Origin of the sequence: Sphingobacterium sp. UBA5996 (assembly GCF_002429765.1) — a bacterium.
GTDB lineage: Bacteria > Bacteroidota > Bacteroidia > Sphingobacteriales > Sphingobacteriaceae > Sphingobacterium.
Genome location: NZ_DJAS01000003.1, coordinates 244,216 through 269,553 on the forward strand (window position 1 = coordinate 244,216; position 25,338 = coordinate 269,553).

Here is a 25,338-nt window from a genome sequence, read left to right on the forward strand (position 1 = left end):
AAAGCAAACAAAGCATGAAACTATTTAATATTTATACGGCCACTTTGATGATTGCGTTTTTCCTTTCAGCATGTTCATCGACGAAGAAAGTTGTCGAACAGAAGCAGGAATTAACCGCTGTAGATGTACTTCAGTCGTTGCAGCTGACCAATCGTTATTTCATGAACAAATGGACAGACACCGGTAAACCGATCTATACCAACCGTTGGCGGCCGAGCAATATCTGGACCCGAGCCGTTTATTACGAAGGGCTCATGGCACTTTATCAGATTGATAAAAATAACGAATACTACAATTATGCTGTGGATTGGGGAAATAAACATGACTGGGGTATGCGCAACGGTTTGGAAACTCGAAATGCCGATGACCAAGCTTGTGGGCAGATCTACCTGGATCTCTATGAAATTGAAGCTAAGCCTGAGCGTATCCAAAAGATTAAAGCTAATATAGATTACATTATCAAATCTGGAAAAGTAGACGATTGGACCTGGATTGATGCCATACAAATGGCCATGCCAATTTATGCTAAACTGGGGGTAATGACGAAGGATCAAACTTACTTTGATTACATGTATAAAATGTATCATCATTCAAAAACGCAAGAAGGTGGAGGCCTGTATAATAAGGCGGATAAACTTTGGTGGCGCGATAAGGATTTTGTTCCTCCTTACAAGGAGCCGAATGGTGAGGATTGCTATTGGTCACGCGGCAATGGATGGGTTGTGGCAGCTTTGGTTAGGGTACTCTCTTTGATTCCGGAGAACGAAGCACATCGTGCCGAGTACATGTCGGATTATAAAGCTATGATGGAAGCACTTGTTCCTATTCAAAGACCGGATGGATTCTGGAATGTCAGTCTACACGATCCGACTAATTTTGGTGGGCGTGAAACTTCAGGCACTGCACTGTTTGTCTATGGTATGGCCTGGGGCATCAATAATGGTTTCCTAGATGCTAAAATATATCGACCTGTTGTAGAAAAGGCGTGGAAAGCAATGACAGCAGAAGCGGTACACCCTTCTGGTTTTTTGGGCTATTTACAAGGAACGGGAAAGGAACCTAAGGATGGTCAGCCGGTCAGTTTTTCAAGTCAGCCGGATTTTGAAGATTACGGTTTGGGTTGTTTCTTATTAGGTGGAACAGAAGTCTATAAAATGTTGGCAAGATAAGTACCCGCATACATCAGGTATTGGCTAATTAAGAATATTTGGCGATCATACAAAATAGTTCAGTACATAAACGAAATGGAGAAAATAGCATTTAAAATGAAATTGAAACCGGGCATGTCTGCGGAATACAAGCAGAGACATGATGCGATCTGGCCAGAATTAATAACCTTATTGCGCGAAAACGGGGTGTCTGATTATAGTATTTTTTTGGATGAGGAGACGGATACTTTATTTGCGGTTCAGTATTTAGCAGGACATTCGTCACAAGAGCTGGGTAAGGAAGTTATTGTTCAGCAATGGTGGGATTATATGCATGATATCATGGACGTAAATCCCGACCACTCCCCAGTGTCGATAAATTTGAAAAAGGTGTTTCACATGGATTAGGTTAATTTTAACATGAAGAAAATCTATATATCATTAGTGCTTGCCTGTAATCTTTTGGCTGTCGGTCGAACGATAGCGCAGGATCTATGGCCAGCAGTTACCAAAGAAATGAGACCTTGGACACGTTGGTGGTGGCTGGGTTCAGCTGTGGACCGGCCTAATCTCGAACGTGAATTAACCTTATTTAACAAAAGCGGATTTGGTGGCGTCGAGGTAACACCGATTTATGGTGCTAAAGGATTTGAATCCAACTACCTGAACTTTCTTTCACCACAATGGATGAATATGTTAGGTGTAACAACGGATAAGGCCAATGCCTTGGGAATGGGGGTAGACATTAATTTGGGTACGGGGTGGCCATTCGGGGGACCTCAAATCAAAGAAAAGGATGCCGCTGCCAAATTAATCCTGGATGAATTTGAACTGAAAAAAGGTGAAAGGATCACGTTTCCCCTAAAACCTAAGGATCCTAAACAGCATTATTTCTTTCTGCAGGCTTTACGGGCATTTAGAGCCGACAATAGTGAGATTAAACTGGATGATTATATTTCAAAGACCACTGGAACATGGGAAGCGCCTGCCGATATTCGTCTATTAGCGGTATTTTCTGGTAGAACGGGGCAGAAAGTCAAACGTGCCGCACCGGGGGGAGCGGGGTATACGCTCGATCACCTTGGACAGCAATCTGTCCTATCTTATTTCAATAGATTTACCGAAGCTTTTCAGGATAAACCACTGCATGTGCGTGCTTTTTTTAACGATAGCTACGAAGTATATGGGGCAAATTGGACGGATGAGTTTTTGCAATCATTCGAACGGATAAAAGGATACAAACTTCAAGATAACCTGCTAGATTTTGCGGGTAAAGGTAAGGATGAAGCTAAAACAGCAGGCCTTAAATCGGATTATCGTGAAGTTGTGAATGCACTACTTGCCCAGAATTTCTTGATCCCATTTACGGATTTTGCCCATCGCTATCGTGCGATTTCAAAAAATCAAGCCCATGGATCTCCAGGAAATCTGATTGACTTGTATGCGGATACCGATATTGCGGAGTGTGAAACCTTTGGATCCAGCAGTTTCGATATTCCCGGATTAAGACGGGATACTGCTGATATCCGTAATGTGGACCCGGATCCCATGATGGCAAAATTTGCGACATCGGCGACAAATGTATACGGTAAAAAATATACTTCTTCGGAAACATTCACATGGCTTACGGAACATTTTAAAACCTCCTTGTCACAAACGAAACCTGAAGTCGAACAACTATTCCTCGCTGGGGTGAATCATGTATTCTATCACGGGACAACCTATTCGCCGAAAAATGTACCTTTTCCGGGATGGTTGTTCTATGCTTCCGTTAATTTTGTTCCGCAAAACTCGTTCTGGGATCACCTTACTGGTTTGAATCAATATATTACGCGTGTGCAATCCATCCTTCAATCCAGCCGGGCCGACAATGAACTGCTGGTATATTGGCCCATTTATGATATTTGGAATAATGCCAAAGGAATGGATAAGGCACTAAAGGTTCATGATGTTGACGAATGGTTACATCCAACGCAATTTTATAAACAAAGTGTTCAGCTGCAGAAACGGGGGTATAGCTTTGATTTTGCAACTGATAAAATTTTGGCGGGAACTACAGTAAACGACGGAAAATTACAAACATCAAAGGATGCGATCCCGTATCGAGCAATTTATATACCTGCCTGTCATTATTTTTCAGAAGTGACCCTGCAGAAAATTCTGGAAATGGCCAACCAGGGAGCAACTATTATTTTCCAAAAATTACCACTGACCGTGCCTGGCTACGGCCAATTAGAACAACGCCGCACGCTGTTCAATAAATTAATTGCATCACTAGGGTTCGATAAACATAAGGCTAATCAGTATACAGCATTTGGAAAAGGAAAAATCTATTTGACTACAGATATTAATTCAGCCCTGGAAACCGAACAGATATTACCTGAACGGATTAATCAAACCGGGCTAAAGTTTTCAAGAAGAGTTGCCGGTAAGGATACCTATTATTATTTAGTCAATCACAGCGGACAGACCGTGGATCGCCATATCGCGCTGAATGTACAAGCGAAATATTATTCTTTATTGGATCCCCAGACTGGGCCGACCTATCAGTTGCCATCATCTGATGGAAAGATACGGGTGCAGATTCCATCGGGTTATTCCTGGATTGTCTTGGCCTCGGAGCAACAAGCCAGCGAACCTTTCCGCTATCAGGATGAGTTACACCAAGTGGCTCAATTGGACCGCGACTGGAAAGTGAATTTTATTGCCGGAGGACCTGTTTTACCAAAGGCTAAAAAGCTTGATCAGCTCTCTTCGTGGACCGAATGGGGCGATAAAGATGCTGTTAATTTTTCGGGTACAGCAAACTACGAGAAAACATTCTCTATCCATAAAGACTTGTCAAAATCATATCTACTCAAGCTTGGGCGTGTTGCGGAAAGTGCCAGAGTGTATATTAACGGAAAGGACGCCGGTGTGTTATGGTCAATTCCTTTTCAACAGGATATTACCCCATTATTGGTAAATGGCGAAAACAAGATTCGTATTGAAGTCGCCAACTTAATGGCCAACCGTATGAGCTATCTAGACCGCAAAAAAGTTACCTGGCGTAATTATCACGAAATCAATTTCGTCAATATCAATTATAAAGATTTTGATGCCAGTAACTGGGCGCCCATGGAAAGTGGGCTGATTGGGCCAGTGACCATTTGGAGTTATTAAATGAGAAACGATTGGATGTGTTCGTGCGAGCTTGTCTTTATCTGATTGATTTTTTGCGAGCATAAAAAGTGGTCAGTAGCTTTCGTGCGGATGGAAAGAGAAAAAGTTGTTACATTAATAGGCCTGTATAACTATAAAAAGCCCCTTAAATGGGGCTTTTTGCTTTCTAAAATAAACGGAGATACCTGCGAACCTGTAAGTTCAGGATAGTTAGTTTAAAGGGATGCTATAACTTCCTGTTACCAATATAAATCACAAGTAACAATTTAAACTTCAACCCATGAAAAATAGCTTACGATATGGTACCGTGGTAATGATCCAGTTGGCATTGACTCAGGTATTATATGCTCAAGAACTGCTGAAAGGAAAAGTTGTTGACGATAAAAGTCAGCCTATTAGCGGAGTGACTATCCGTGTGAACGGCAAAGGTAGTGGAACGACGAATAAAAATGGTGAATTTGGTATCGTGGCCAAGCCGGGGGATAAAGTTACCTTCACTTCGATAGAATACCTATCTAAAACCTTAATCGTATCCAACCGCTCTTTTTTGCAGGTAGACATGATATCCAAGCAGGAAGCTCTTGACGAAGTCGTTGTCATTGGCTATGGAACGCAAAAGCGGACTAATCTTATTGCACCCGTTTCAAAATTTAACGCTGAAAATCTCGATGAACGGCCTATTGCTCGCGTTGATCAAGCCTTGATCGGACAGATGTCTGGCGTACGGGTCAAGCAATCTACGGGTGTTCCCGGAAAGGGGTTAAGTGTACAGGTCAGGGGGTCGGGGTCTATTACTGCTGGTAGTGAGCCCTTGTATGTCATTGATGGTTTCCCATTGTCAACGGCCTCGCAAAATGGCTCCGGAAACTATGCCTCGGGAAATCCTTTGGACAATATGAACCCCAATGATATTGAATCTGTAGAGGTTTTAAAAGATGCATCTGCGGCTGCTATTTACGGATCCCGGGCAGCAAATGGCGTTGTCCTGATCACCACAAAGCGTGGAAAGAGCGGTCAGGCCAAACTGAGTCTCAATTCATACATTGGTATTTCCGAGGCTTATAAGAAATTGGATATGTTAAATGGTGAGGAGTGGATAGATAGAGCGGTGGAGATGATCAATGCGCAATGGGAAGCCTCGGGTACAGGAAGATTGGCAAGTCAAAGTAATGCGGAACGACGGAAGATACTGGGGCTCGCCGACGGGACATATAATACAGCTTACATGTATGATGACCGCTGGCTGGAGCCTGGACATCCCGGACTTTATCTCGTTAACTGGCAGGACGAAGCGTATCGAAAAGGAGTGATTCAAAATTACCAGGTTGCAGCGTCGGGAGCGACAGAATTTGTCAATTATTATGTCTCTGGGAATTATCTCAATCAGCAGGGTATTGTGAAAGGATTGGATTATAAAAACTATACTGCCAGGGCTAACGTTGAAGTGAAACCGAATAAGAAATTCGCATTCGGTTTAAACCTAGCACCTACTTATTCGATAGGAAATGACCCCGGGGTGGAAGGAAAGGATAATATCATGCATCAGATTTATTCGATGTCACCGGTTCAGGATCATCCTGCAGGAACAGTAAACGTTTTTGACAATGAAAAATATCCTTGGAGCACTTCAACAAATGATCCCATTGCTAAATTGAATTATTATATCGGGGAAAACAAAATTTCACGTTTACTGGGAACAGTTTATGGACAATACAATATTCTTGATAACTTCAATTTTAAGACTACGGTCAATTTGGATCAAACCGATAGCCGGAGCAATAGATTTCAGCCTTACACAGTTGGAGGAACTTTGGCTAACCGAACCAATAATCCGAATCAAGCGACCTACGGATCCAATAGTGTTTACCGAAAACAGACCTTTGTGAACGAAAACACCTTAAATTATCACCTCAATATTGACAAGCATGATGTTACTGCGCTGTTGGGACAAGCTTATAATTTTGATAAACTTGAAACTTCTTCCATCACCTCGCAGGGGGGGTATACCAATAGTTCTATAACAACGTTGAACGGCGCAGTTGCTACAGTGGCTTCAACAGGTGCAACACAAAGTGTCTTGCTCTCTTATTTTGGGCGTGTCCAATATGCCTATGATGGTAAGTATTTACTGTCTGGAAGTATTCGACGGGACGGCTCATCGCGTTTTGGATCCAATACCAAATGGGGTTGGTTCCCATCGTTATCCATGGGCTGGCGTCTTTCAGAGGAGAATTTTATGAAACCAATGGCCTTTATAAATGAGCTGAAATTACGCGGAAGTTATGGTGAATCTGGGAATAACAATATAGGTGATTACAGCAGTATTGCTTTATTGGGATTTTATAATTATTCGTTAAATGGTCTTTCGGCATCCGGGCAGGCGCCAAGCAATATTATTAATCCGGACCTAAAATGGGAAAAATCCCGGACTTATGATATTGGATTGGATTTTGGTCTCTTAGGCTCACGCATCACCGGTTCATTTGACTGGTATACACGCAAAAGCAGTGATTTATTATTAAATGTCCCTTCCATGCTGGCGACCGGTTTTTCTTCCTATTTGGATAATGCTGGTGAGGTGAAAAGTAAAGGCTGGGATTTTGAGATCACCTCCCATCAAATCAGAAAATCGGATTTTTCGTGGTCTACCTCTTTTAACATCAGTCATAATTCCAATAAGGTAACAAAACTTGATGGGGAGCAAAAAGAAATTTTAATTCCATCTTCGTTTGATATCCAACATAGCCTTTTGCGGATTGGTGAGCCAATGTATAGTATTTATGTCGTGAAACAAGATGGAATATTAAGTCAGGCGGATATTGATGCTGGGGCGGCATTGTATGGTAGCCAAAAGGCAGGTGATCCAAGGTATGTGGATGCCAACGGAGATGGTGTGATTGATGCGAATGACCGTATGATTGTGGGGCATCCAAACCCTAGCTATGTGTGGGGGATAACCAACAACTTTAAATATAAAAATTTTGACCTGAGTTTTATGTTCCAAGGCCAGAATGGAGGTCATATCTATTCCTTATTAGGAAGGGCATTGGGACGTACGGGCCAAGGATCGTCGGACAATGCACTTGGTTTTTATCGGGATAGATGGCGTTCAGAAGAGGAGCCTGGAGAAGGCCGTGTTGGAAAAGCTTATTCAACGTTTGGGCGGATTAAAAATACAGATTGGCTGTATTCCTCGGATTATTGGCGCCTACGCAATGTCACTCTTGGTTATAATATAAAAGACCTGAAATTGGGAAGTCAGTCCAAACTTAGTTTAGTCCGTTTATTCGTGACATTGGAAAATTTTTGGGGAAAGGACAAATATGACGGCGGTGTAAATCCCGAATCTTCAAATACAAATCTAAGCGGAAGCGCTGATTATCCCGAAGCGGGTGATTATGGTGGCCTGGCAATTCCAAAAACAGTAACATTTGGTTTAAACGTAAATTTCTAAAACAATGAAAAAATTGAGTATATTTTTGTTGATAGCGGGTCTATTGGGATCTTGCAAAATGGATCTGGACCAGCAGCCCATTTCGAACGCAACATCAGATACGTACTTTAAGACTACGAATGATTTTGTTCAAGGATTGAATGCTATATATAATAGTACACGAGGATATCCAGACCGCTTAATGAATCTTTCGGAGACACGATCTGACAATTTGTACGCCGTTTCTGATGGTGGGGTACGAGATTGGGAAGGGATCAATAGTTTTCATAAAACAATTGCCAGTAACCCCTATGTAATAGAAGCTTGGCAAACAAATTTTAACGGTATCTTTCGTGTAAACAATTATTTAGAACAACTTGAGGCGAATGGAGCTACAGCCATCTCGGATGTGAATCTTCGTAATAGAATGGAAGGCGAAGCTCGATTTATGCGTGCATTTTTTTATTTTGATTTGATTCGATACTTCGGGAAAGTACCGCTGATTGACAAGGTGGTCTCTGCCAGTCAAGCTAAGAATATTGGGCGGAGCAACGTGGAGGAGCTATATGCCTTAATTATTGAAGATTTAAATAAGGCTATTAATGCCCTTCCAGCCCCCAGCGCCTATGCGGCTGTTGATAAAGGTCGTGTCAATAAATATGCTGCAAAAATGTTGCTGGGATTGGTTTACATGACGCGGTCAGGGCCCACTTTGGGTATTGAAGGTGCCGGTTTAAACAGCAATGAATGGGCGAAAGCCGTGGAGCAGTTCAACGAGGTAATCAATAGCAATGAATTTAGTTTGCTGACCAGCTATAATAGCATTTTTGATTATGGTAATGAGCGCAACAAGGAAGTGGTTTTTAATATTGAATATTCTAGCGGTGCTAATCCCGTTGTTGGGGCTACATTTCCTTGGGTACTTGTGCCTGACAATTGGTTCAATTCACTCGGTCTGGCCACGCAAGGAGGCCTCACGATTAGGCCAGTATCGGATGACTTGCTTCAATCGTATGATGCAAGCGATAGTCGGAGAACATTCAGTATTCAGCAAGGATATACCTATGGCAATGTTGCTGAAACAAGATCTTTTATTAAGAAATTTGTGGATGTTACTAAAGTGCCTGCAAATCGAATGGATTGGCCGATTAATTATATTGTATTTCGCTATAGTGATTTGCTGTTGCTAAAGGCGGAGTGTATATTGAATGGCGCCCCTGGGGCTATTCAAACGGATGTAGATGCGGTAGTCAATCAAATCCGAAAGCGCGCTGGATTGACAGCTGAGCTGACCAATGTCACTAAATCGCAGCTGATGGACGAAAGGAGACGGGAATTTGTTGGTGAAGGGCTGCGTTGGTTTGATCTTATCCGCAGCGGTAATGTGGAATCTGTCATGAAGGCTTGGATCACGAAAGGGGATGTCGCAAAGCAGATGTCAGATTTTCAAGTCAATTATGTGCTCTATCCAGTGCCACAATCCGAACTAGACAATAGTCCGGGCTTATATACACAGAATCCAGGCTATTAATAATTTTTATAATCAAACTCAACCTAACCTACCCGTTCTGAACGGGTAGGTTTTTTTTGTAAAAATAGGTTCAAATTCTTTCAGGAGTGTAGCGGTAAAATGCTGCTGCGTAGAGGTGAGCATTGAATCGCATGTAAACGGGGCTATCTAAACTTCTTGGGCAGCCCCGTTTTCTTTGGAAGCTTCCTTCAATGACAGGATTGAACAGGATGGTTATTACAACTCATACTTTTATTTTTAACCAACATTATAAGCCTGAGAGGAACCCTGAATATATTTTTAAGTCAGTAATGCCTATTAAGCAATAAAAAATCATACAACTTTTTTATTATCTCGTTGTAATGAAAATCGATTTTTACGGTCGAAGATCAATAAGGGAGAAAAGAAAATAATACCTAAATAATACTTTAATGATAAACTATTTAACAATTAGGTTTGATCATCATGTAAAGAAGTACATTTTTTTGCTGTTTACGGCAATGCTGTGTACATTAAATTTATTTGCTCAAACCGCTCGGACTGGAAAGGTAAAAGATGAAAAAGGTTCACCTATTCAAGGTGTGACTGTACAGTTAAAAGGTAAAGCCATGACGGCAAAGACCAATGTCGACGGTTCATTTGCCATCAGTGCATTGCCCTCGGATGTTTTGACCTTCAGAAGTCTTGGTTTTGAACCCCAGGAAATTCCTGCTGGTAGCCAAAACAACTTCAATATAGTTCTGGTACAGAAGATCGATGTCATGGACGAAGTCGTGGTGGTTGGTTACGGCACGATGAAAAAGAAAGATGTGACGGGTTCGATAGCGAGTGTGGGCGAAAAAGAACTTAAGGCAATGCCCGTAAAAGATGCATTGCAGGCCATGCAAGGTAAGGTTGCAGGGGTTGATATTACATCAAATCAACGGCCGGGAACAACTGGTAGCATAAAAATCAGGGGTGTAAGGTCGTTAAACGCCGATCAAGACCCTTTATATGTCGTTGATGGGATGGTATTGCAGGCCGGCGGAATTGACAATATCAATCCGAGCGACATAGAAACCATCGATGTTCTAAAAGATGCTTCCGCAACGGCTGTGTATGGTTCGCGTGGTGCCAATGGTGTGGTTTTGGTGACGACTAAGCAAGGCAAAAAAGGTCGTTTACAATTAAATTATGCAGGTACAGCGACATTCGAGAAGATGTATGATGTCACAGAATACATGGATGCTGCACAATGGTTGGATTATGCGCGCTTGGCGAAATTTGGAACAACAACACCTAGTTATACAAGTGACTTTTCAAAGTGGGGCTCTGTAGCAGCCTCCTGGGCAAATATCGCGAAAGGTTGGACCAATAATAATACGGTTTGGGATCCAAGCTTAGTAGGTAATTACGATTGGGCTGATGCTGGCCGTAAAAATGCCTTATCTACTGAACATACCTTAAGCGTCTCTGGTGGTGGCGAGAATTCAAAAGGTTATGGTTCATTTGGCTATTTAAAGCAAGATGCCACACAGCCAGGGCAAAAATTTAATCGCTATACCTCGAAAGTAAGTTTTGAAGCGACTCCGACGAAGTGGTTTACTATGGGTGCTTCACTAAATGTATTTTTCTCCGATCAAGATTATGGCTATAACTTTTCTAAATCGGTCACTGGAGCAGGTGATTACTACAACGCTTTACGAGGAATGTTGCCCTGGACAGTACCCTATGACGAGAATGGAAACTACCTGAGAAACCCTGCGGCAGGTGATATCAATATCATTAATCCAATTAATGAATTGGAATACAATACCAATCAACGGCAGACTTTTGGTGCGAATGGTAGTTTCTTTAGCCAATTGGATTTTGGACAGATTTATGAGCCATTAAAAGGTTTAAAATATCGTGTGCAATTTGGGCCGGAGTTTAGATATTATCGTGCGGGCTTGGCCAATGCGGCTGAAGGAATTAATGGTGACGGAAATAACGCAGTAAGGTTTTCGACAACTCGAAATCTTGCTTGGACCTTGGATCATTTGATCTACTACGATCGCGACTTCGGCACAGATCATCACTTGGGGATTACCTTATTACAGAGTTCATCGAAAAAAAATGTCGAAACAAGCGATATGCGTGCGACCGATGTGTATAGTGCAAATGAACTATGGTATAATATTAGTTCCGGAGGTTTTATCGGTAGCTACGGGACAGGCTTATCAGAACGACAAATGGAATCCTATATGGCTCGTGCAAACTATAGCTACAAGGACCGTTATATGTTAACTGCTTTTGTGCGATGGGATGGATCGTCGGTATTGGCTCCAGGGCATCAATGGAGTTCATTCCCCTCTGTAGCTGCTTCTTGGCGTATTGATCAAGAGGATTTTATGAAAAATTCATCTTACATCAATACTTTAAAATTACGCATGGGATTTGGTATCGTAGGAAACGAGGCAATATCTCCTTATCGAACTAAAGGCTTATTAACACAGAACTTTTACAATTGGAGTGCAACGAATTCAACGCCAGGCTATATTGCATCAGACCCTTCTGCAGCGTCTCCCCAATCCATGGCAAACCCTGAGTTGGGTTGGGAACGTACGACGCAATATAATATGGGAATAGATTATGGCTTTTTCAATAACCGCGTTAATGGAGCGCTGGATCTCTATAAGACACGAACCAATGATTTAATTATGTTGATGGGATTAAACCCTGTAACAGGATTTCCAAATACTTGGGCAAATATTGGGAAAACCGGTGGCTGGGGGATTGATTTACAATTGAATACTGTCAATATCAAACAGGATAATTTCCAGTGGAATACAACTTTAACTTGGTCCAAAGACAGGAGTAAAATTATCCAATTGCAAAACGGTCGTACGAGTGATATCAGCAACAAATGGTTTGTAGGTCAGGAAATTTCTGTTCCTTACGATCTAGTTTACGATGGTATTTGGAAGACTTCCGAAGCAGAAGAAGCTAAAAAATATGGTGCTAATCCTGGACAAATTCGTGTAAAAGATATTAGTGGTCCGGATGGTGTGCCTGATGGAAAAGTGGACAGAAACTATGATTCACAGATATTAGGTTCTTATCGTCCGAAATGGTCAGCAGGTATTATGAATACATTCACCTATAAAAACTTTGATTTATCTTTCTTTATTTTCTCCCGTTGGGGGCAAATGATTAATGCTGGTGCGGAGACCTTAGGCGGTCGTTTTATGATGCGTAAATTGGATTATTTTATTCCTGGGGTTCATGAAGATGCAGAATATTACCAACCAGGATCAAATGGAGAGGCGGCAGATCCGTGGAGTTCTTCCATGAATTACCGTGATGGCTCATTTATTAAGTTGCGGAATGTAAGTTTGGGCTATAATTTTCCGAAAACAAAATTAGCGAAGCTGGGGGTAAGTAACTTTAAAATCTATGCACAAATTATGAACCCGGCAATGTTGTATTCAAAAGTGGATTTCTTGGATCCGGATTTAGCAAGTTATAATAATAACACGACACAAGCTGGCTCAGCAATAACAACACGAGGTGCAGTAATTGGTGTAAACATTGGGTTTTAGACCGTAAAAAGATTAAAAAAGATTCTCATGAAAAATTATAAAATATTAATTGCTTTAATGCTTGGATCAGCGGGATTGCTGGGATTAAATGCTTGTAGTAAAGATTTTTTAAAAGAAGAGCAGATCACCACACCGACGACTGACTATTTTAAAACACAGGCAGGGTTGGATGATCTGGCGACAGGAGTTTACTCGAAGCTGAAATTTAAATATAATTATACCTGGGGCATGGCTCTGTTTAATTTAGGTGTTGACGAGTTTACGGATGCAAATAACCCCTCTCCGAGCTTCAATAGTTATAGTATGGATCTTAACCCAGCTGAATCAACCTATGGAGGAGCAAATATTCAGCCGGTGTTTGACAATATGTATAGCGGTATTGAATCGGCTAATACGCTGATTCAGAATGTACCGCTGTATTACGATAAATCCAACGCCAACTATAATACACGCTTAGGCGAGGGGTACTTTATGCGCGGATATTTTTACCTGCAACTGATTGTACAGTTTGGTGGTGTACCCTTGAAATTGACCCCAACGACAAAAGTAGAATCCTATTTCACAAGAGCTTCAGAGGATGCTTGTTTTGCGCAGGCCATTTCGGATCTGGAGCAGGCTTATGCTTTGCTACCCGCTTCGGCCACAGAGTTTGGACGGGTGACCAAATCTGCCGCAGCACATTATGTTGCGAAGGCTAGATTGACTCGCGCGAGTGAGTTATATGCTTCCTGGAATTCAAAATATATCGCAGAAGATTTGGATGCGGTTATCAAATACGGAACGGAAGTCGTGGCGGCACATCCCCTGGTTGATGACTATGTAAAATTATGGGATTATCAAAAGGCGAATAGTGCCAATGAAAAAGTCTCTGAGGTTGTTCTTTCGGCACAGTTTTCGGACGATCAGGCAACCTGGGGACGTTATGGAAATCAGATCCATCTTTACTACCCTGCTGTTTATCAGGATTTAGGTGGAACAAGTCGAGACATATCGGGCGATCGTGAATTCTCCTATGCACGTACCACAAACTATACCTTAGATGTCTTTGACCGCGTTAATGATTCCCGTTTCTGGAAATCCTTTATTACGATGTATGGCGCCAATAATACCGCGAATGCACCTGTATGGACTGCCGCTAATGCATCTCTTGGACCAGAAGGAACTGTTGTTGGAGCGAAGCGATTCAAAGGTGGTGAGCTTGGGATTAAATACATTGTTAACAACGCTGGTGATACCCGCTACAAAGCAGTGGCCAGCGATGCAACAGGGGTGCTTAAAAATGGCTTGATGCAAAATACCCATACCTTTGTACGTTATTTTCAAGGAGAACCGCAAGCCTGGGTGGGAAAACATGGAAATAACGGTTACTATGGTGTACAGTCACGCTATGTAGCGCTTTCAAAGTTTAGAGACGGCTATCGGGTTAGTATCGCCTCAGCCAACGGTACCCGAGATGTGATTATGGCACGTTCGGCAGAAGACGTATTGATGGTGGCCGAAGCGTATATCCGCAAGGGTGAAGGCCAGTATGCCAATGCCATACAGTGGATCAATAAACTACGTAGCCGTGCCGGCTATAAAAATGGTGAAGACCGCGCGAAAAATGTCGATGGCGGACAAGCCTATAAGAATAATTCCTATGCGGTCGGTAAAGGAGGTGGTTTTTCCGCTGAAGGTGCAATCTACTGGGAAGGGAACTCTTATTACGAATCCAATAATGATATGACTAAAACAACGGTATCTTCGGAAACACAGATGCTGATCAATTCGGTCGCTGATATTTATAACTCAGCAGTAGATGCTCCAATCTACCAAAAATTGGGTGCGGCAAGCAATGCGCAGAAAATGATGGCTTTCCTGTTGAATGAGCGCACGCGTGAATTGTGTGGCGAACTCTACCGCTGGGAAGATCTGGCACGCACCAAAACCTTGGAATCGAGATGGAAGGCTTTCAATGATGGGTATGTACGGGGTAATACAGTGTTTAGTCCGAATACGCATTACTATCGGCCAATTCCGCAATCTTTCTTGGATGCAACCACCAATGAAAGTGGTGCTGCATTGACACCGGCCGAAAAACAGGCTATGCAGAATCCCGGATATTGATAATTTTTAAAATCAAACTCAACCTAACCTACCCGTTCTGAACGGGTAGGTTTTTTTTGTAAAAATGCATTCGGTTACAGGATAGCGCAGGATAGGTCCCTTCGCTAGTTTTCTTATCTTACAGCTTGATTCGCCTATCACTGCGAGTCTAATTAAACCAAATTGTAAATCAAGGGAAGGAAGTGTTAAATGGATAGAAGATTCTTCTTAAAATCAAATGCATTTTTGTGGATATCAACGTTGCTCCCTCTAGCTACATCGGGGCGAAAAGGCGGAATAGCGTCGTCCTATTTCACATTGAAACCGATTGGTCGCTCTTTACAATTACAGGATTATTTTATTTGGTGCTCATCTCCGATCTGGGGGGATGATGGTACGGTTCATCTTTTTTATTCACGTTGGCGAAAGGAAAAAGGGATGGGAGGCTGGATCAAAGGTTCAGAAATAGCGTACGCAGTCGCTGATTCTCCTTATGATACATTCCAACATAAGGATGTAGTTCTACAACCTCGGGAAGGATTTTGGGATAGTACAACCTGCCACAATCCACTGATAAAAAAGATAGCAGATACTTATTATCTTTTTTATATGGGAAACTCCAATGGCAAGACCGATACGAAGAGAATCGGCGTGGCAACCGCCAAAAGCCTTAATGGACCCTGGAAGCGGAGCGATAATCCTCTTTTGTTGCCTGGCCCGCAAGGAGCATGGGATGATCATTGTACGACAAATCCGGCTTTCTTACAAGGCGACGATGGTAAATATTGGCTCTACTATAAATCTTGGAATACCGCTGAATACGTACATGATAAAGGTTCTGTCCGGGGAAATCGAAAGTATGGATTGGCGAAAGCAGATCATCCCTTGGGGCCATACGTTAAAATCGCGGAGCATCCGGTGATTGATTTTTCTGACCGTCCCAACAATGCACAGCTTGAAGACGCTTTCGTTTGGAAGAAAAATGGAAAATATTTTTTAATCGCAAGAGATATGGGGTTCCATAATCACGAATGTGGATTGATCTTAACATCATCCAATGGCATTCATTGGTCCGAACCCCAAGTAGCATATTTAAATTTAGCTTCGTATATCGATGAAGCTTCTCCAGCAGCAAACTTGAAACGTTTTGGTCGACTTGAAAGACCGATGGTGCTGATGGATAAAATAACAGATGAACCGCGTTTCCTTTTTGGAGCCACACAGGGTGGTGCCGCCGGTACTTCAACAACATACGTTTTTGAGATCCTGTGAAGATATACCATCGTTTTGTAGACTTTGAGTAAGTAACAGCACAATGGTGCCCTTGTATCTTAAACATCGATGCCAGTGGGCTGGAGGTGCCCGCTCATATATTTAAGTATAACCAGAAACAATTATAAGTCAATGAAAAAGATTCTTAGTATGATTCTCGCAATTTTTGCCTGCGTAGCAGGTCAAGCGCAACAGACGACCTGGAGCAGTGCCCAGCAGCCCCTAAAAGAAATTGAACAGCTTAAAAAGATTATTGTGGCCCCCTCATTTAGAAATAAAGATTATTCCATCACCGATTTTGGGGCACTTGGAGATGGAAAGACAAAAAATACAGCAGCTTTTAAAGAAGCAATTGAAACGTGCAATAAGCAAGGTGGAGGACGGGTGGTGGTTCCTAAAGGGGTATACTTGACCGGTGCTATTTATTTGAAAAGCAATGTCAATCTTCATGTTAGTGAAGGCGCAACGATACTGTTCAGTAGAGATAGCGCAGATTACCCAATGGTATTCACACGTTGGGAAGGTATGGAATGTGTCAATTTTTCCCCATTCATCTATGCGTATAAAGAAGAAAACATTGCCATTACGGGAAAAGGATTGTTGGATGGAAATGCCGACAATGATCATTGGTGGTATTGGTGCGGTGCGAGAAAATATGGTTGGCATGAAGGCCGCCCTGGCGAACAAAAGCCTGCACGTGCAATTTTGCATCAGCAGATGGCCGACGAGATCGATCCGCAAAAAAGGGTATTTGGCGACGGAAATTTTCTCCGGCCCAATTTTGTACAACCTTATCTATGCAAAAATGTCTGGATTGCTGACGTGAAGTTAATTAATTCTCCGATGTGGAATCTCAATCCTGTCCTATGTGAGAATGTGTTGATTGAAGGAGTGAAAGTGGTGAGTCATGGACCTAATAATGATGGCTGTGATCCCGAAGCAAGTAAAAATGTATGGATCAGGAATTGCTATTTTGATACCGGCGATGATTGTATTGCCATTAAGTCTGGACGAGACGAAGATGGCCGCAATATTGGTCGACCTGCGGAGAATCATATCATCGAAAATTGTGAAATGAAAGATGGACATGGCGGTGTCGTTATCGGTAGCGAGATTGCCGGCGGAGCTAAAAATATCTACGCGCTGAACAATGTCATGGATAGTCCAAATCTAGATCGTGCCCTTCGGATAAAAACCAGTTCAAGTAGAGGCGGTACTATCGAAAATGTGTTTTTTTATAACACACAGGTGGGACAGTATAAAGAAGCTGCTGTGCGTTTTAATATGTTCTATGAAAAGCCCGGAAAACATATTCCGACGATTCGGAATATCTGGGTCGAAAACCTTCAGGTAAAAGGTGGTGGCAAGTATGCTGTGCTCTCCACGGCTTATGAATCTTCACCTGTCACTGATTTTACAATGGTGAATTGTAAAATTGAAGGTGTAAAAGAAGCCTATAAAGTAGATTACCTAAAGCATGTAACACTAAAGCATGTCATTGTTAATGGGAAGGAAATCAAGTCTTTCGATTAGCATAACCTATCCGTCACGAGAAAATTTAAAGTCCATTGGCCATGAAATAGCATGTTTGTCCTTAAAAAAGAAAGCTCAGCATCGCTAATGCATGAAATAATTATTGATATGATACGAAAGTGTTTGATTTTTTGTTGCTTTTCGATTGCCGTATTTTTACAGGAAACTCTTGCTCAATCCAAGCATTGGCAAGATAACGACCGCACGTTACATTATACCGAAGATCAGGGTGACTTTCTGCTGGTCAATGGGCGATATCGATTTAATCGCGCGCTTTATGGTAATAACCTCGCATCCCGCGTTGAAGCAGGAGATCTACCCGAATTCGCGTTATATATGCCAGGAATGGGCGGGAATCTGCAATTTGTGTTAGGCAACAAGCAACTGCGAAAAAAAATGATTGATGCCGATCATATAGAGACAAGATATCGACCTGGAGCGATGCACTATCGTATTCAAGATGCTTTATTAGGAAAGGGCTATATTGATATTACTGTCATGGCGCAGGCCAATGCTGAGGGGATGATCGTAAAACTACAGCCGAAAAACGTTAAATCTGATGTACAGCTGTATGCTATCTATGGGGGAGCGAGCGGACAAACATTCAGTAGAAATGGCGACATAGGCGCTGATCCTGAATCAGGGTTTTACCTTCTTCCAGCGTATTGTGAGCGTAACCACTATAGACTACACAAAAATAGTTTTGAGCTCAGGTATCAAAACAAGAAAAATGAGCCGCAGTTTATGCAAGGTAGTTTTTCCGATCTCTCAAAGCTGCGCGTGTCAGATGCTAAGGTTTTGGATGATCTTTCCAATCTGGCGAACCTGGAAAATAGGGGCAGCCCTATTCTTGTGGGAGAATATGATCTGACTGAAAAAACACATTATATTCAAATCGCTAAGGGTAAGCTTTCGGCCACGGAATTTTCTGAAAGCTCCATAGCGAAGATCTTTGAACAAGCAGAACAGAAAAGAGCTTCCTTAGCCGGTCGGGTCAAAATAAATACACCGGATCGCTTTATCAATAATTTGGGTGCAGCATTGTCGGTAGCAGCTGACGGTATTTGGGAATCGCCTACTTTTCTGCATGGTGCTGTGGCATGGCGTATGCGATTGAATGCCTGGCGGGGAGCTTATACAGCAGATGTGTTGGGCTGGCACGATAGGGCGAAAGAACACTTTTCGAGCTACGCCAATTCGCAGGTAATGGAACCAAGCTCCGGCCCCGTAGTGATGGATACCGCACTACACCTCGCACGACATTTGGAGAAAATGGGCACCTCCATGTTTTCCAGTGGCTATATTTCCCGCAATCCCAATAACAAGTCTGTCCCCCATCACTACGATATGAACTTGGTCTTTATCGATCAATTGTTATCGCATTTTAATTATACAGGAGATGTCGCTTATATCAAAGAGATGTGGCCTATCCTGACCCGGCATCTCAATTGGGAAAAGCGCAATTTTGATCGTGACAATGATGGCCTGTACGATGCCTATTGTGCGATCTGGGCCAGCGATGGATTGCAATATTCTGGTGGGGCTGTCACGCATACGACCGCTTATATGTATCGTGCGTATCAGATGATGGCCAAACTCGCAAAGGTTATCGGTGAAGATGCAAATCCCTATCAACAGGAAGCTAATAAGATTCAACAGGCATTAAAAAACCGACTTTGGCTAAAAGAAAAGGGATATTTCGCAGAATTTCAGGATGCGCTTGGCAATCAGCTTGTACACGAAAATCCGGGTTTGTGGACCATTTATCACGCCGCGGATGTGGCTATCCTAGATGATTTTGAAAGCTATCAAAACCTGCAATATGTAACTAATTATTTGCCAAAGATTCCTATTCGTGTCAAAGGACAAGAACAGCATGACCTATATACATTGCCTACGACGACATGGCAGCCCTATACCTGGTCCACCAATAATGTTGCTCTAGCCGAGAATTTACAAACGGCTCTTGCATACTGGCAGTCCGGACGGCCGGATGATGCGTATCAGCTTTGGAAGAGCAACCTTATAGAAAGCATGTATCATGGGATCAGTCCAGCCAACTTTCAGCAGCTTTCCCATTATGATGCATTTAGAGGCGAATTATACCGTGATTTTGCCGACCCTATTGGTGTGGCATCTCGTACCTTAGTCGAAGGATTATTTGGCGTGCATCCCCGTCTATTGGATAATGAATTATTTATTAAGCCTGGTTTTCCAGCGACATGGAATCATGCGCAGATCGAATTGCCGCAATGGAGTTACGCTTATAAAAAAGATAACACCACTATTACATTTCAAATTAACACGCGTTATGCAATGCCAGTAAAACTTACGTTGGAAGTTCCAGTAGATTTTACAGCGGTACGTGCCGTGAAGGTCAATGGAAAGGAAGCCAAGTGGTCGCTAAAATCTTCAGCTATTAATAGGCCATATGTCGTGATTGAATCTGACCCTGACAAAGATTTCGATATTTCAATCATTGGTGATGGTCAACTCGAAAGAATAGAAACCAAAAATGTAGAGCAAGCATTCACCGATCAATGGTCAGTCCCCTTAGCTGCTAATACCCAACTGTTGGAAAGCTTCGATCCTCAAGGTCTTATTGTAAACAGCATAGGGCAAAAATTTTCTTTCGTACAGCATGAGCGGTTAGGGACCTTTTTTGTGAAGCTTCAGCAGGGAGAGATGATTTGGTGGCAAGCCGTTGATATTCGGTTATTACCACCATTAAAAGCAACGATTGTAAAAAAGCATGTAGGTTATGGGTTAATCGTAGAAAATCGTTCCGTTCACCCGCAAGACCTCAAAATTGAGCATAACAGTTTCCAGGCTACCTTAAATTTAAAATCTAATGAAGCAAAAGAACTGCGGCTTCCAAGTAGTATCTTTTCGAAAGGAACAAACAACTTTTATCTGCGTGGGAAGACTTATCTTCAAAAAATAGATTATACCGATTGGACGATTAAGGATAAACCGAGTTTTTTGAAACAAAATTTATCAAATTATTACAATGCCCGTTTGACAGATATATTTCAACAGCAATATCTTTCGCCGCGACCAGAAGGTCCGACGTTGCAACTCCCTTGGCAAGGGATAGGCAATTGGTGCTATCCATTGACTATGGCAAATATAGATGACAGCGGAATCATGAAAAATGCGATGCAGGGGGATCTGTCCTACCTAGGTATTCCGTTTCAGCTAAATAACAATTCCAAAAATGTGATCTTTGTCAGTCAGTGGGATAATTATCCCACAAGCGTTAAGATACCTTTAACAGGTCAGGCCAGCAAAATGTATCTTCTGGTCTCCGGTTCAACAAATCCCATGCAATCACAGTTTGTCAACGCTACGATTAAGGTGAAATATAGCGACGGAACTGCAGATACCCTTGATCTGATCAACCCCGTAAACTGGTGGCCAATCGAACAGGACTATTTAGATGACAATCATGCTTTTGATCTCCCTGATGATCGTATTCCTTATCGAATCAGTTTAAAATCGGGCGAGCTGTATAAAGGAGGCACCTGGAAGCATTACACCGATATTAAAGGATATAGCAGCAGAGCCATTGAAGGCGGAGCGGCTACCTTATTGGATTTACCGCTAAACGTAAAAAAGACGCTCCAATCCGTAGAGCTTATTGCTGTAGCAAACGATGCGGTCATCGGTCTGATAAGTCTCACTTTAGTCCGATAGATAAATTAAGAAATATTAAAATTTACGCCGAAATTTCTAGTAGAAATCGTGCACTGGGGTAGCGTATATCTAAAAATACAATATAGATGAAAAAGAAGTTTAGTATTATTTTCACTTTCCTTATAAGTGCCTTAAATCCTATGTTGGTGTTAGCTCAGCAAGGGACTAAAATTAATCGAGAAAATGTCGTTAAGAGGCATAACGTCTCCAATCGTGCTATGGATACTTTAGCATCACTAACCGTGGGGAATGGTACCTTTGCCTATACGGTCGATGCTACAGGGATGCAATCTTTTCCGATCTATTACAAAAACGGAGTTTCTTTAGGAACACAGTCTGAGTGGGGTTGGGACGCATTTCCAAATACTAAGAACTATAAATTTGAGGAAACCTTACAATCTTACGACTTTAACAACGAAGGCCGGAGTGCAAAATATAGTGTGCAGCTGAAAGAGCCAGCGCGTAATGCCGGTGCAGTAAACTATTTCAGAGAAAACAAACATCGCCTGCAATTAGGGAACGTGGGGTTGGAGCTGTATCTAAAAAATGGCCAACGGGCTACGGTCAAGGATATTGAAGGCATTCGGCAGGAATTAAATCTCTGGACCGGTATTATTACCAGTGAATTTCGCATAGAGGGAGAGCCAATTGCCGTAAAAACGGCCGCATATCAAGGAAGTGACCGTATTGCTGTACATGTTGTTTCTCCATTAATCGCACAGCAAAGGCTTAAAATATTTATACAGTATCCGTATCCCAGCGGGAAATTTTTGGATGAAGGGACTAATTATGATCAGGCGGATAACCATCAAACCACCATCATCAATCAATCGTCAAATGGTGCAGTGATAAATCATCAGTTACAGGGCACAAGTTATGTTACAAAACTGAATTACTCCCAAGGAACCCTAAAAAATAAGGCTTCGCATTACTTTGTTTACCAACCCGCTAGTACACTGGGAGAGTTTGATTTTTCATTTGGGTTTGCAGAAACAAACAACGTTGACAAAGGTGAGTATGGGTTTACGGAAGCTGCTGCCGAAAGTACCGATACCTGGAAGCGTTTTTGGGAAAGCGGTGCTGCCGTTGATTTTGCAGGAAGTACAGATCCCAGAGCCAATGAATTAGAAAGAAGAGTGGTGCTTTCTCAATACCTGACAAAGGTACAGTGTGGTGGAAGCAATCCACCCCAAGAAACAGGTCTTACTTTTAATAGTTGGTATGGAAAGCCGCACACGGAAATGCATTGGTGGCATGCCGTACATTTTGCATTATGGGGGCGATCAGACATGATGGAAAAAACATTAGACTATTATTTTAGGACTTTTAAAAAGGCCAGGGCACTGGCCGAGCGGCAAGGCTATCAAGGCGTTCGATGGATTAAAATGTCTGACAACGATGGCCATGAAAGTCCCTCATCTGTAGCTGCTTTTTTAGTTTGGCAACAGCCACATATCATTTACATGACCGAATTGGCATACCGTGACAAAAAGAGCCTGGATGTCTTGAAAAAATACAAGAACTTGGTATTTGCAACGGCTGATTTTATGGCTGACTTTGCCCATTATGATCGGGTAACAGGTCGCTATAATATCGGAAAGGGAGTTATTCCGGCGCAAGAAGTATTTAAAGCTTCCGAAACACTGAACCCTACTTATGAGGTTGCTTATTGGGATTGGGCGCTTCGTATCGCCCAACAATGGAAGGAGCGTCTGGGAGAACCAAGGGTGGCAAAATGGGATGAAGTTATTGACAAATTAGCTCCCTTACCAATGAAAGACAACTGCTACCTGGCCACGGAAACTGCGCCCGATTCTTATACTTACGATCGATGGATGACAGACCATCCTGCGGTACTCGGTGCATTGGGCATGGTTCCTGAATCCGCGAAGCTAAATAAAGATGTGATGAAAAATACGCTGGATGTCATTTGGAAGAAATGGCATTGGGAAAAAACCTGGGGATGGGATTTCCCGATGACAGCCATGAATGCTGCTCGTCTAAATCTTCCCAATAAAGCACTTGATGCACTATTTATGAATGTCCAAACCAATACCTATCTCAAAAATGGTCATAATTACCAAGATGGACGGCTCAGAATCTATCTGCCCGGCAATGGCGGTGTGTTAACAACCGTTGCGATGATGCTTGAAGGTTGGGATGCGTCCACAGGTGATCTTCCTGGATTTCCAAAAGATGGTTCATGGGTTATAAAAAAAGAAGGATTTAAAAAAATGCCTTAATAGATGATATAGAAAATAAGAACGATGGCCAAAGGATAGTGTCCCCTTTGAAAAGCACCGATAGCCTCTGAGTATCAATGTGTCGTTTGGACATATAGCAGTACAGTGCAGGATGATGAAACCGGTTGCATTGTGTAATATTGAATCAACCAATATGATACAATTATAAACCCAAAAGCTAACGCGAGTTGGCTTGAAAATTCATTATTATGAAAAGAAGGTGTCTATTTTCTTTTGGCGCTTTGGCTATGATATTTATTTCTTGCGCTAAAGAAGGGCTTATTTCAAAGCTGGACTGGATTGAATGGATAGCGCACAATGCCACAGCAGACGGTTCTGAATTAGTAGCTTTCCCTGGAGCAGAGGGCTTCGGCCGTTTTGCGAAAGGCGCAAGAGCAGCAATCACGCCAAGCGTCTACTTTGTGACGAATCTGAATGACAGCGGACCAGGCTCTTTTCGGGATGCAGTCAGCAAACCAGGACGTTTCGTTTTATTCAAGGTTGCTGGGATTGTTTACCTCAAATCGAATGTATCCATTGCAGCACATACGACAATTGCAGGTCACACCGCTCCAGGACAGGGCATTGTACTCTATGGAAGAAAGGTCTCTTTTACAGGATCAAATGAAACGATAGCACGTTTTCTTCGCATTAGGCTTGGAGCCAATGCAGGGGCAGGAAAAAATGATGATGCTTCTGGTATTGCAAATGGAAAAAATATCATGCTCGATCATATGTCTTTCTCTTGGGGCTTAGATGAGGTATTTTCTATTAATTGGGATAATAAAGGAAATGAACCGGATAGTATCACCATTCAAAATTCGATTATTGGTCAAGGCCTGCAGCGCCATAATCATTCCGCTGGCGGATTGATACAGACTAGTGGAAAAATATCGATTATCAGATCCCTTTATCATAGTAACAAAACTAGAAATCCAAAAGTCAAAGGAGTCAACGAATTTGTGAACAATGTTGTCTATAACTTTGGGAATGCAAATACAACCTATCCGGATCATGCAATATCTGCCGATGCCTATATTCTAGGAGGAGAATCCTCCGGGGAGTCTAATGTGACCATATTGAACAATTATTTTGTTGGTGGGCCGTCAACACCCAAGACCAAAACAACTCCCTTCTCGCGAGGAAACGGCAACTTTAACCTCTATCAGTCGGGTAATTACTTTGATAACAATCAAAATGGAATATTGGACGGGCAACGCATTGAAGCGAATGAAATCTGGTACCCGGGCATTGCCGCAGAGAATTTTAAATCCATCGACGTTTACACGGCCTATCCCTCTGTGAGACCAAAATTAAGTGCCAAAGATGCCTATACCTACCTGATCAATAACGTCGGTGCCATATTGCCCCAAAGAGACCAAGTAGATGCTTTTTTAGTCACTGAGCTACAAAGTAAAGGAACTTTGGGATTTTATACCTATCGGGAATCTGACCTTCCCCTGGAAAATGGCGGTTTAGGTTATTATGAGAGCGCAGATATCCCGTTGGATTCGGATGGAGATGGAATACCGGATGAATGGGAGGAAAAGTTAAAGCTGGACAAAAACAATCGTGCGGATGCACTGCAATTAAGTACTCAGCAGTTGTTCAAAGGTTATCTCAATCTCGAAGCCTATTTGATCCTGCTTGCTCAGAAATAAATATAGTTTAGTTCCCGATCATCAAACTCCAATTA

At 42.3% G+C, this 25,338-nt stretch carries 12 protein-coding genes; all 12 read left to right on the forward strand.

The features are described 5' to 3' along the window. Nucleotides 1–14 precede the first annotated feature (14 nt). On the forward strand, nt 15–1,169 hold the full coding sequence (locus B3E00_RS02165) for a glycoside hydrolase family 88 protein (RefSeq protein WP_293936599.1): 1,155 nt from the start codon (nt 15–17) through the stop codon (nt 1,167–1,169). A gap of 75 nt (nt 1,170–1,244) precedes the next feature. After that, nucleotides 1,245–1,556 carry an L-rhamnose mutarotase gene (gene rhaM, locus B3E00_RS02170; protein WP_293936601.1) on the forward strand — a complete coding sequence of 104 codons (312 nt, stop codon included), beginning with the start codon at nt 1,245–1,247 and terminating at the stop codon, nt 1,554–1,556. A gap of 12 nt (nt 1,557–1,568) precedes the next feature. Next, nucleotides 1,569–4,310, forward strand: a complete 2,742-nt coding sequence (locus B3E00_RS02175; RefSeq protein WP_293936603.1) for a glycosyl hydrolase — start codon at nt 1,569–1,571, stop codon at nt 4,308–4,310. Between the two features lie 280 nt (nt 4,311–4,590). Then, nucleotides 4,591–7,764 (forward strand): SusC/RagA family TonB-linked outer membrane protein, encoded by a 3,174-nt coding sequence (locus B3E00_RS02180; protein ID WP_209578240.1) that lies wholly within the window; start codon nt 4,591–4,593, stop codon nt 7,762–7,764. Between the two features lie 4 nt (nt 7,765–7,768). Further along, nucleotides 7,769–9,274: a RagB/SusD family nutrient uptake outer membrane protein gene (locus B3E00_RS02185; protein WP_293936606.1), complete on the forward strand. Its 1,506-nt coding sequence runs from the start codon at nt 7,769–7,771 to the stop codon at nt 9,272–9,274. A gap of 410 nt (nt 9,275–9,684) precedes the next feature. Next, nucleotides 9,685–12,813 (forward strand): SusC/RagA family TonB-linked outer membrane protein, encoded by a 3,129-nt coding sequence (locus B3E00_RS02190; RefSeq protein ID WP_293936609.1) that lies wholly within the window; start codon nt 9,685–9,687, stop codon nt 12,811–12,813. A gap of 27 nt (nt 12,814–12,840) precedes the next feature. Further along, on the forward strand, nt 12,841–14,919 hold the full coding sequence (locus B3E00_RS02195) for a RagB/SusD family nutrient uptake outer membrane protein (RefSeq protein ID WP_293936613.1): 2,079 nt from the start codon (nt 12,841–12,843) through the stop codon (nt 14,917–14,919). Between the two features lie 189 nt (nt 14,920–15,108). Next, the gene (locus B3E00_RS02200) at nt 15,109–16,170 is read left to right on the forward strand and encodes a glycoside hydrolase family protein (protein WP_209578244.1); all 1,062 of its coding nucleotides are present in this window, start codon (nt 15,109–15,111) and stop codon (nt 16,168–16,170) included. A 132-nt stretch (nt 16,171–16,302) separates the two neighbouring features. Further along, complete coding sequence (locus B3E00_RS02205) at nt 16,303–17,703, forward strand: glycoside hydrolase family 28 protein (protein ID WP_293936616.1); 1,401 nt, start codon at nt 16,303–16,305, stop codon at nt 17,701–17,703. Nucleotides 17,704–17,811: 108 nt separating this feature from the next. Further along, complete coding sequence (locus tag B3E00_RS02210) at nt 17,812–21,399, forward strand: DUF4450 domain-containing protein (RefSeq protein WP_293936619.1); 3,588 nt, start codon at nt 17,812–17,814, stop codon at nt 21,397–21,399. Nucleotides 21,400–21,485: 86 nt separating this feature from the next. Continuing rightward, nucleotides 21,486–23,642 carry a hypothetical protein gene (locus tag B3E00_RS02215; protein WP_293936621.1) on the forward strand — a complete coding sequence of 719 codons (2,157 nt, stop codon included), beginning with the start codon at nt 21,486–21,488 and terminating at the stop codon, nt 23,640–23,642. A 209-nt stretch (nt 23,643–23,851) separates the two neighbouring features. Then, nucleotides 23,852–25,303 (forward strand): hypothetical protein, encoded by a 1,452-nt coding sequence (locus B3E00_RS02220; RefSeq protein WP_293936624.1) that lies wholly within the window; start codon nt 23,852–23,854, stop codon nt 25,301–25,303. Nucleotides 25,304–25,338 lie beyond the last annotated feature (35 nt).

Coding starts and splice junctions, on each gene's coding strand:
- B3E00_RS02210 (WP_293936619.1), top strand. CDS start 17,812: ATGATACGAAAGTGTTTGATTTTTTGTTGCTTTTCGATTGCCGTATTT.
- B3E00_RS02180 (WP_209578240.1), top strand. CDS start 4,591: ATGAAAAATAGCTTACGATATGGTACCGTGGTAATGATCCAGTTGGCA.
- B3E00_RS02190 (WP_293936609.1), top strand. CDS start 9,685: ATGATAAACTATTTAACAATTAGGTTTGATCATCATGTAAAGAAGTAC.
- B3E00_RS02215 (WP_293936621.1), top strand. CDS start 21,486: ATGAAAAAGAAGTTTAGTATTATTTTCACTTTCCTTATAAGTGCCTTA.
- B3E00_RS02200 (WP_209578244.1), top strand. CDS start 15,109: ATGGATAGAAGATTCTTCTTAAAATCAAATGCATTTTTGTGGATATCA.
- B3E00_RS02205 (WP_293936616.1), top strand. CDS start 16,303: ATGAAAAAGATTCTTAGTATGATTCTCGCAATTTTTGCCTGCGTAGCA.
- B3E00_RS02220 (WP_293936624.1), top strand. CDS start 23,852: ATGAAAAGAAGGTGTCTATTTTCTTTTGGCGCTTTGGCTATGATATTT.
- B3E00_RS02165 (WP_293936599.1), top strand. CDS start 15: ATGAAACTATTTAATATTTATACGGCCACTTTGATGATTGCGTTTTTC.
- B3E00_RS02175 (WP_293936603.1), top strand. CDS start 1,569: ATGAAGAAAATCTATATATCATTAGTGCTTGCCTGTAATCTTTTGGCT.
- B3E00_RS02195 (WP_293936613.1), top strand. CDS start 12,841: ATGAAAAATTATAAAATATTAATTGCTTTAATGCTTGGATCAGCGGGA.
- rhaM (WP_293936601.1), top strand. CDS start 1,245: ATGGAGAAAATAGCATTTAAAATGAAATTGAAACCGGGCATGTCTGCG.
- B3E00_RS02185 (WP_293936606.1), top strand. CDS start 7,769: ATGAAAAAATTGAGTATATTTTTGTTGATAGCGGGTCTATTGGGATCT.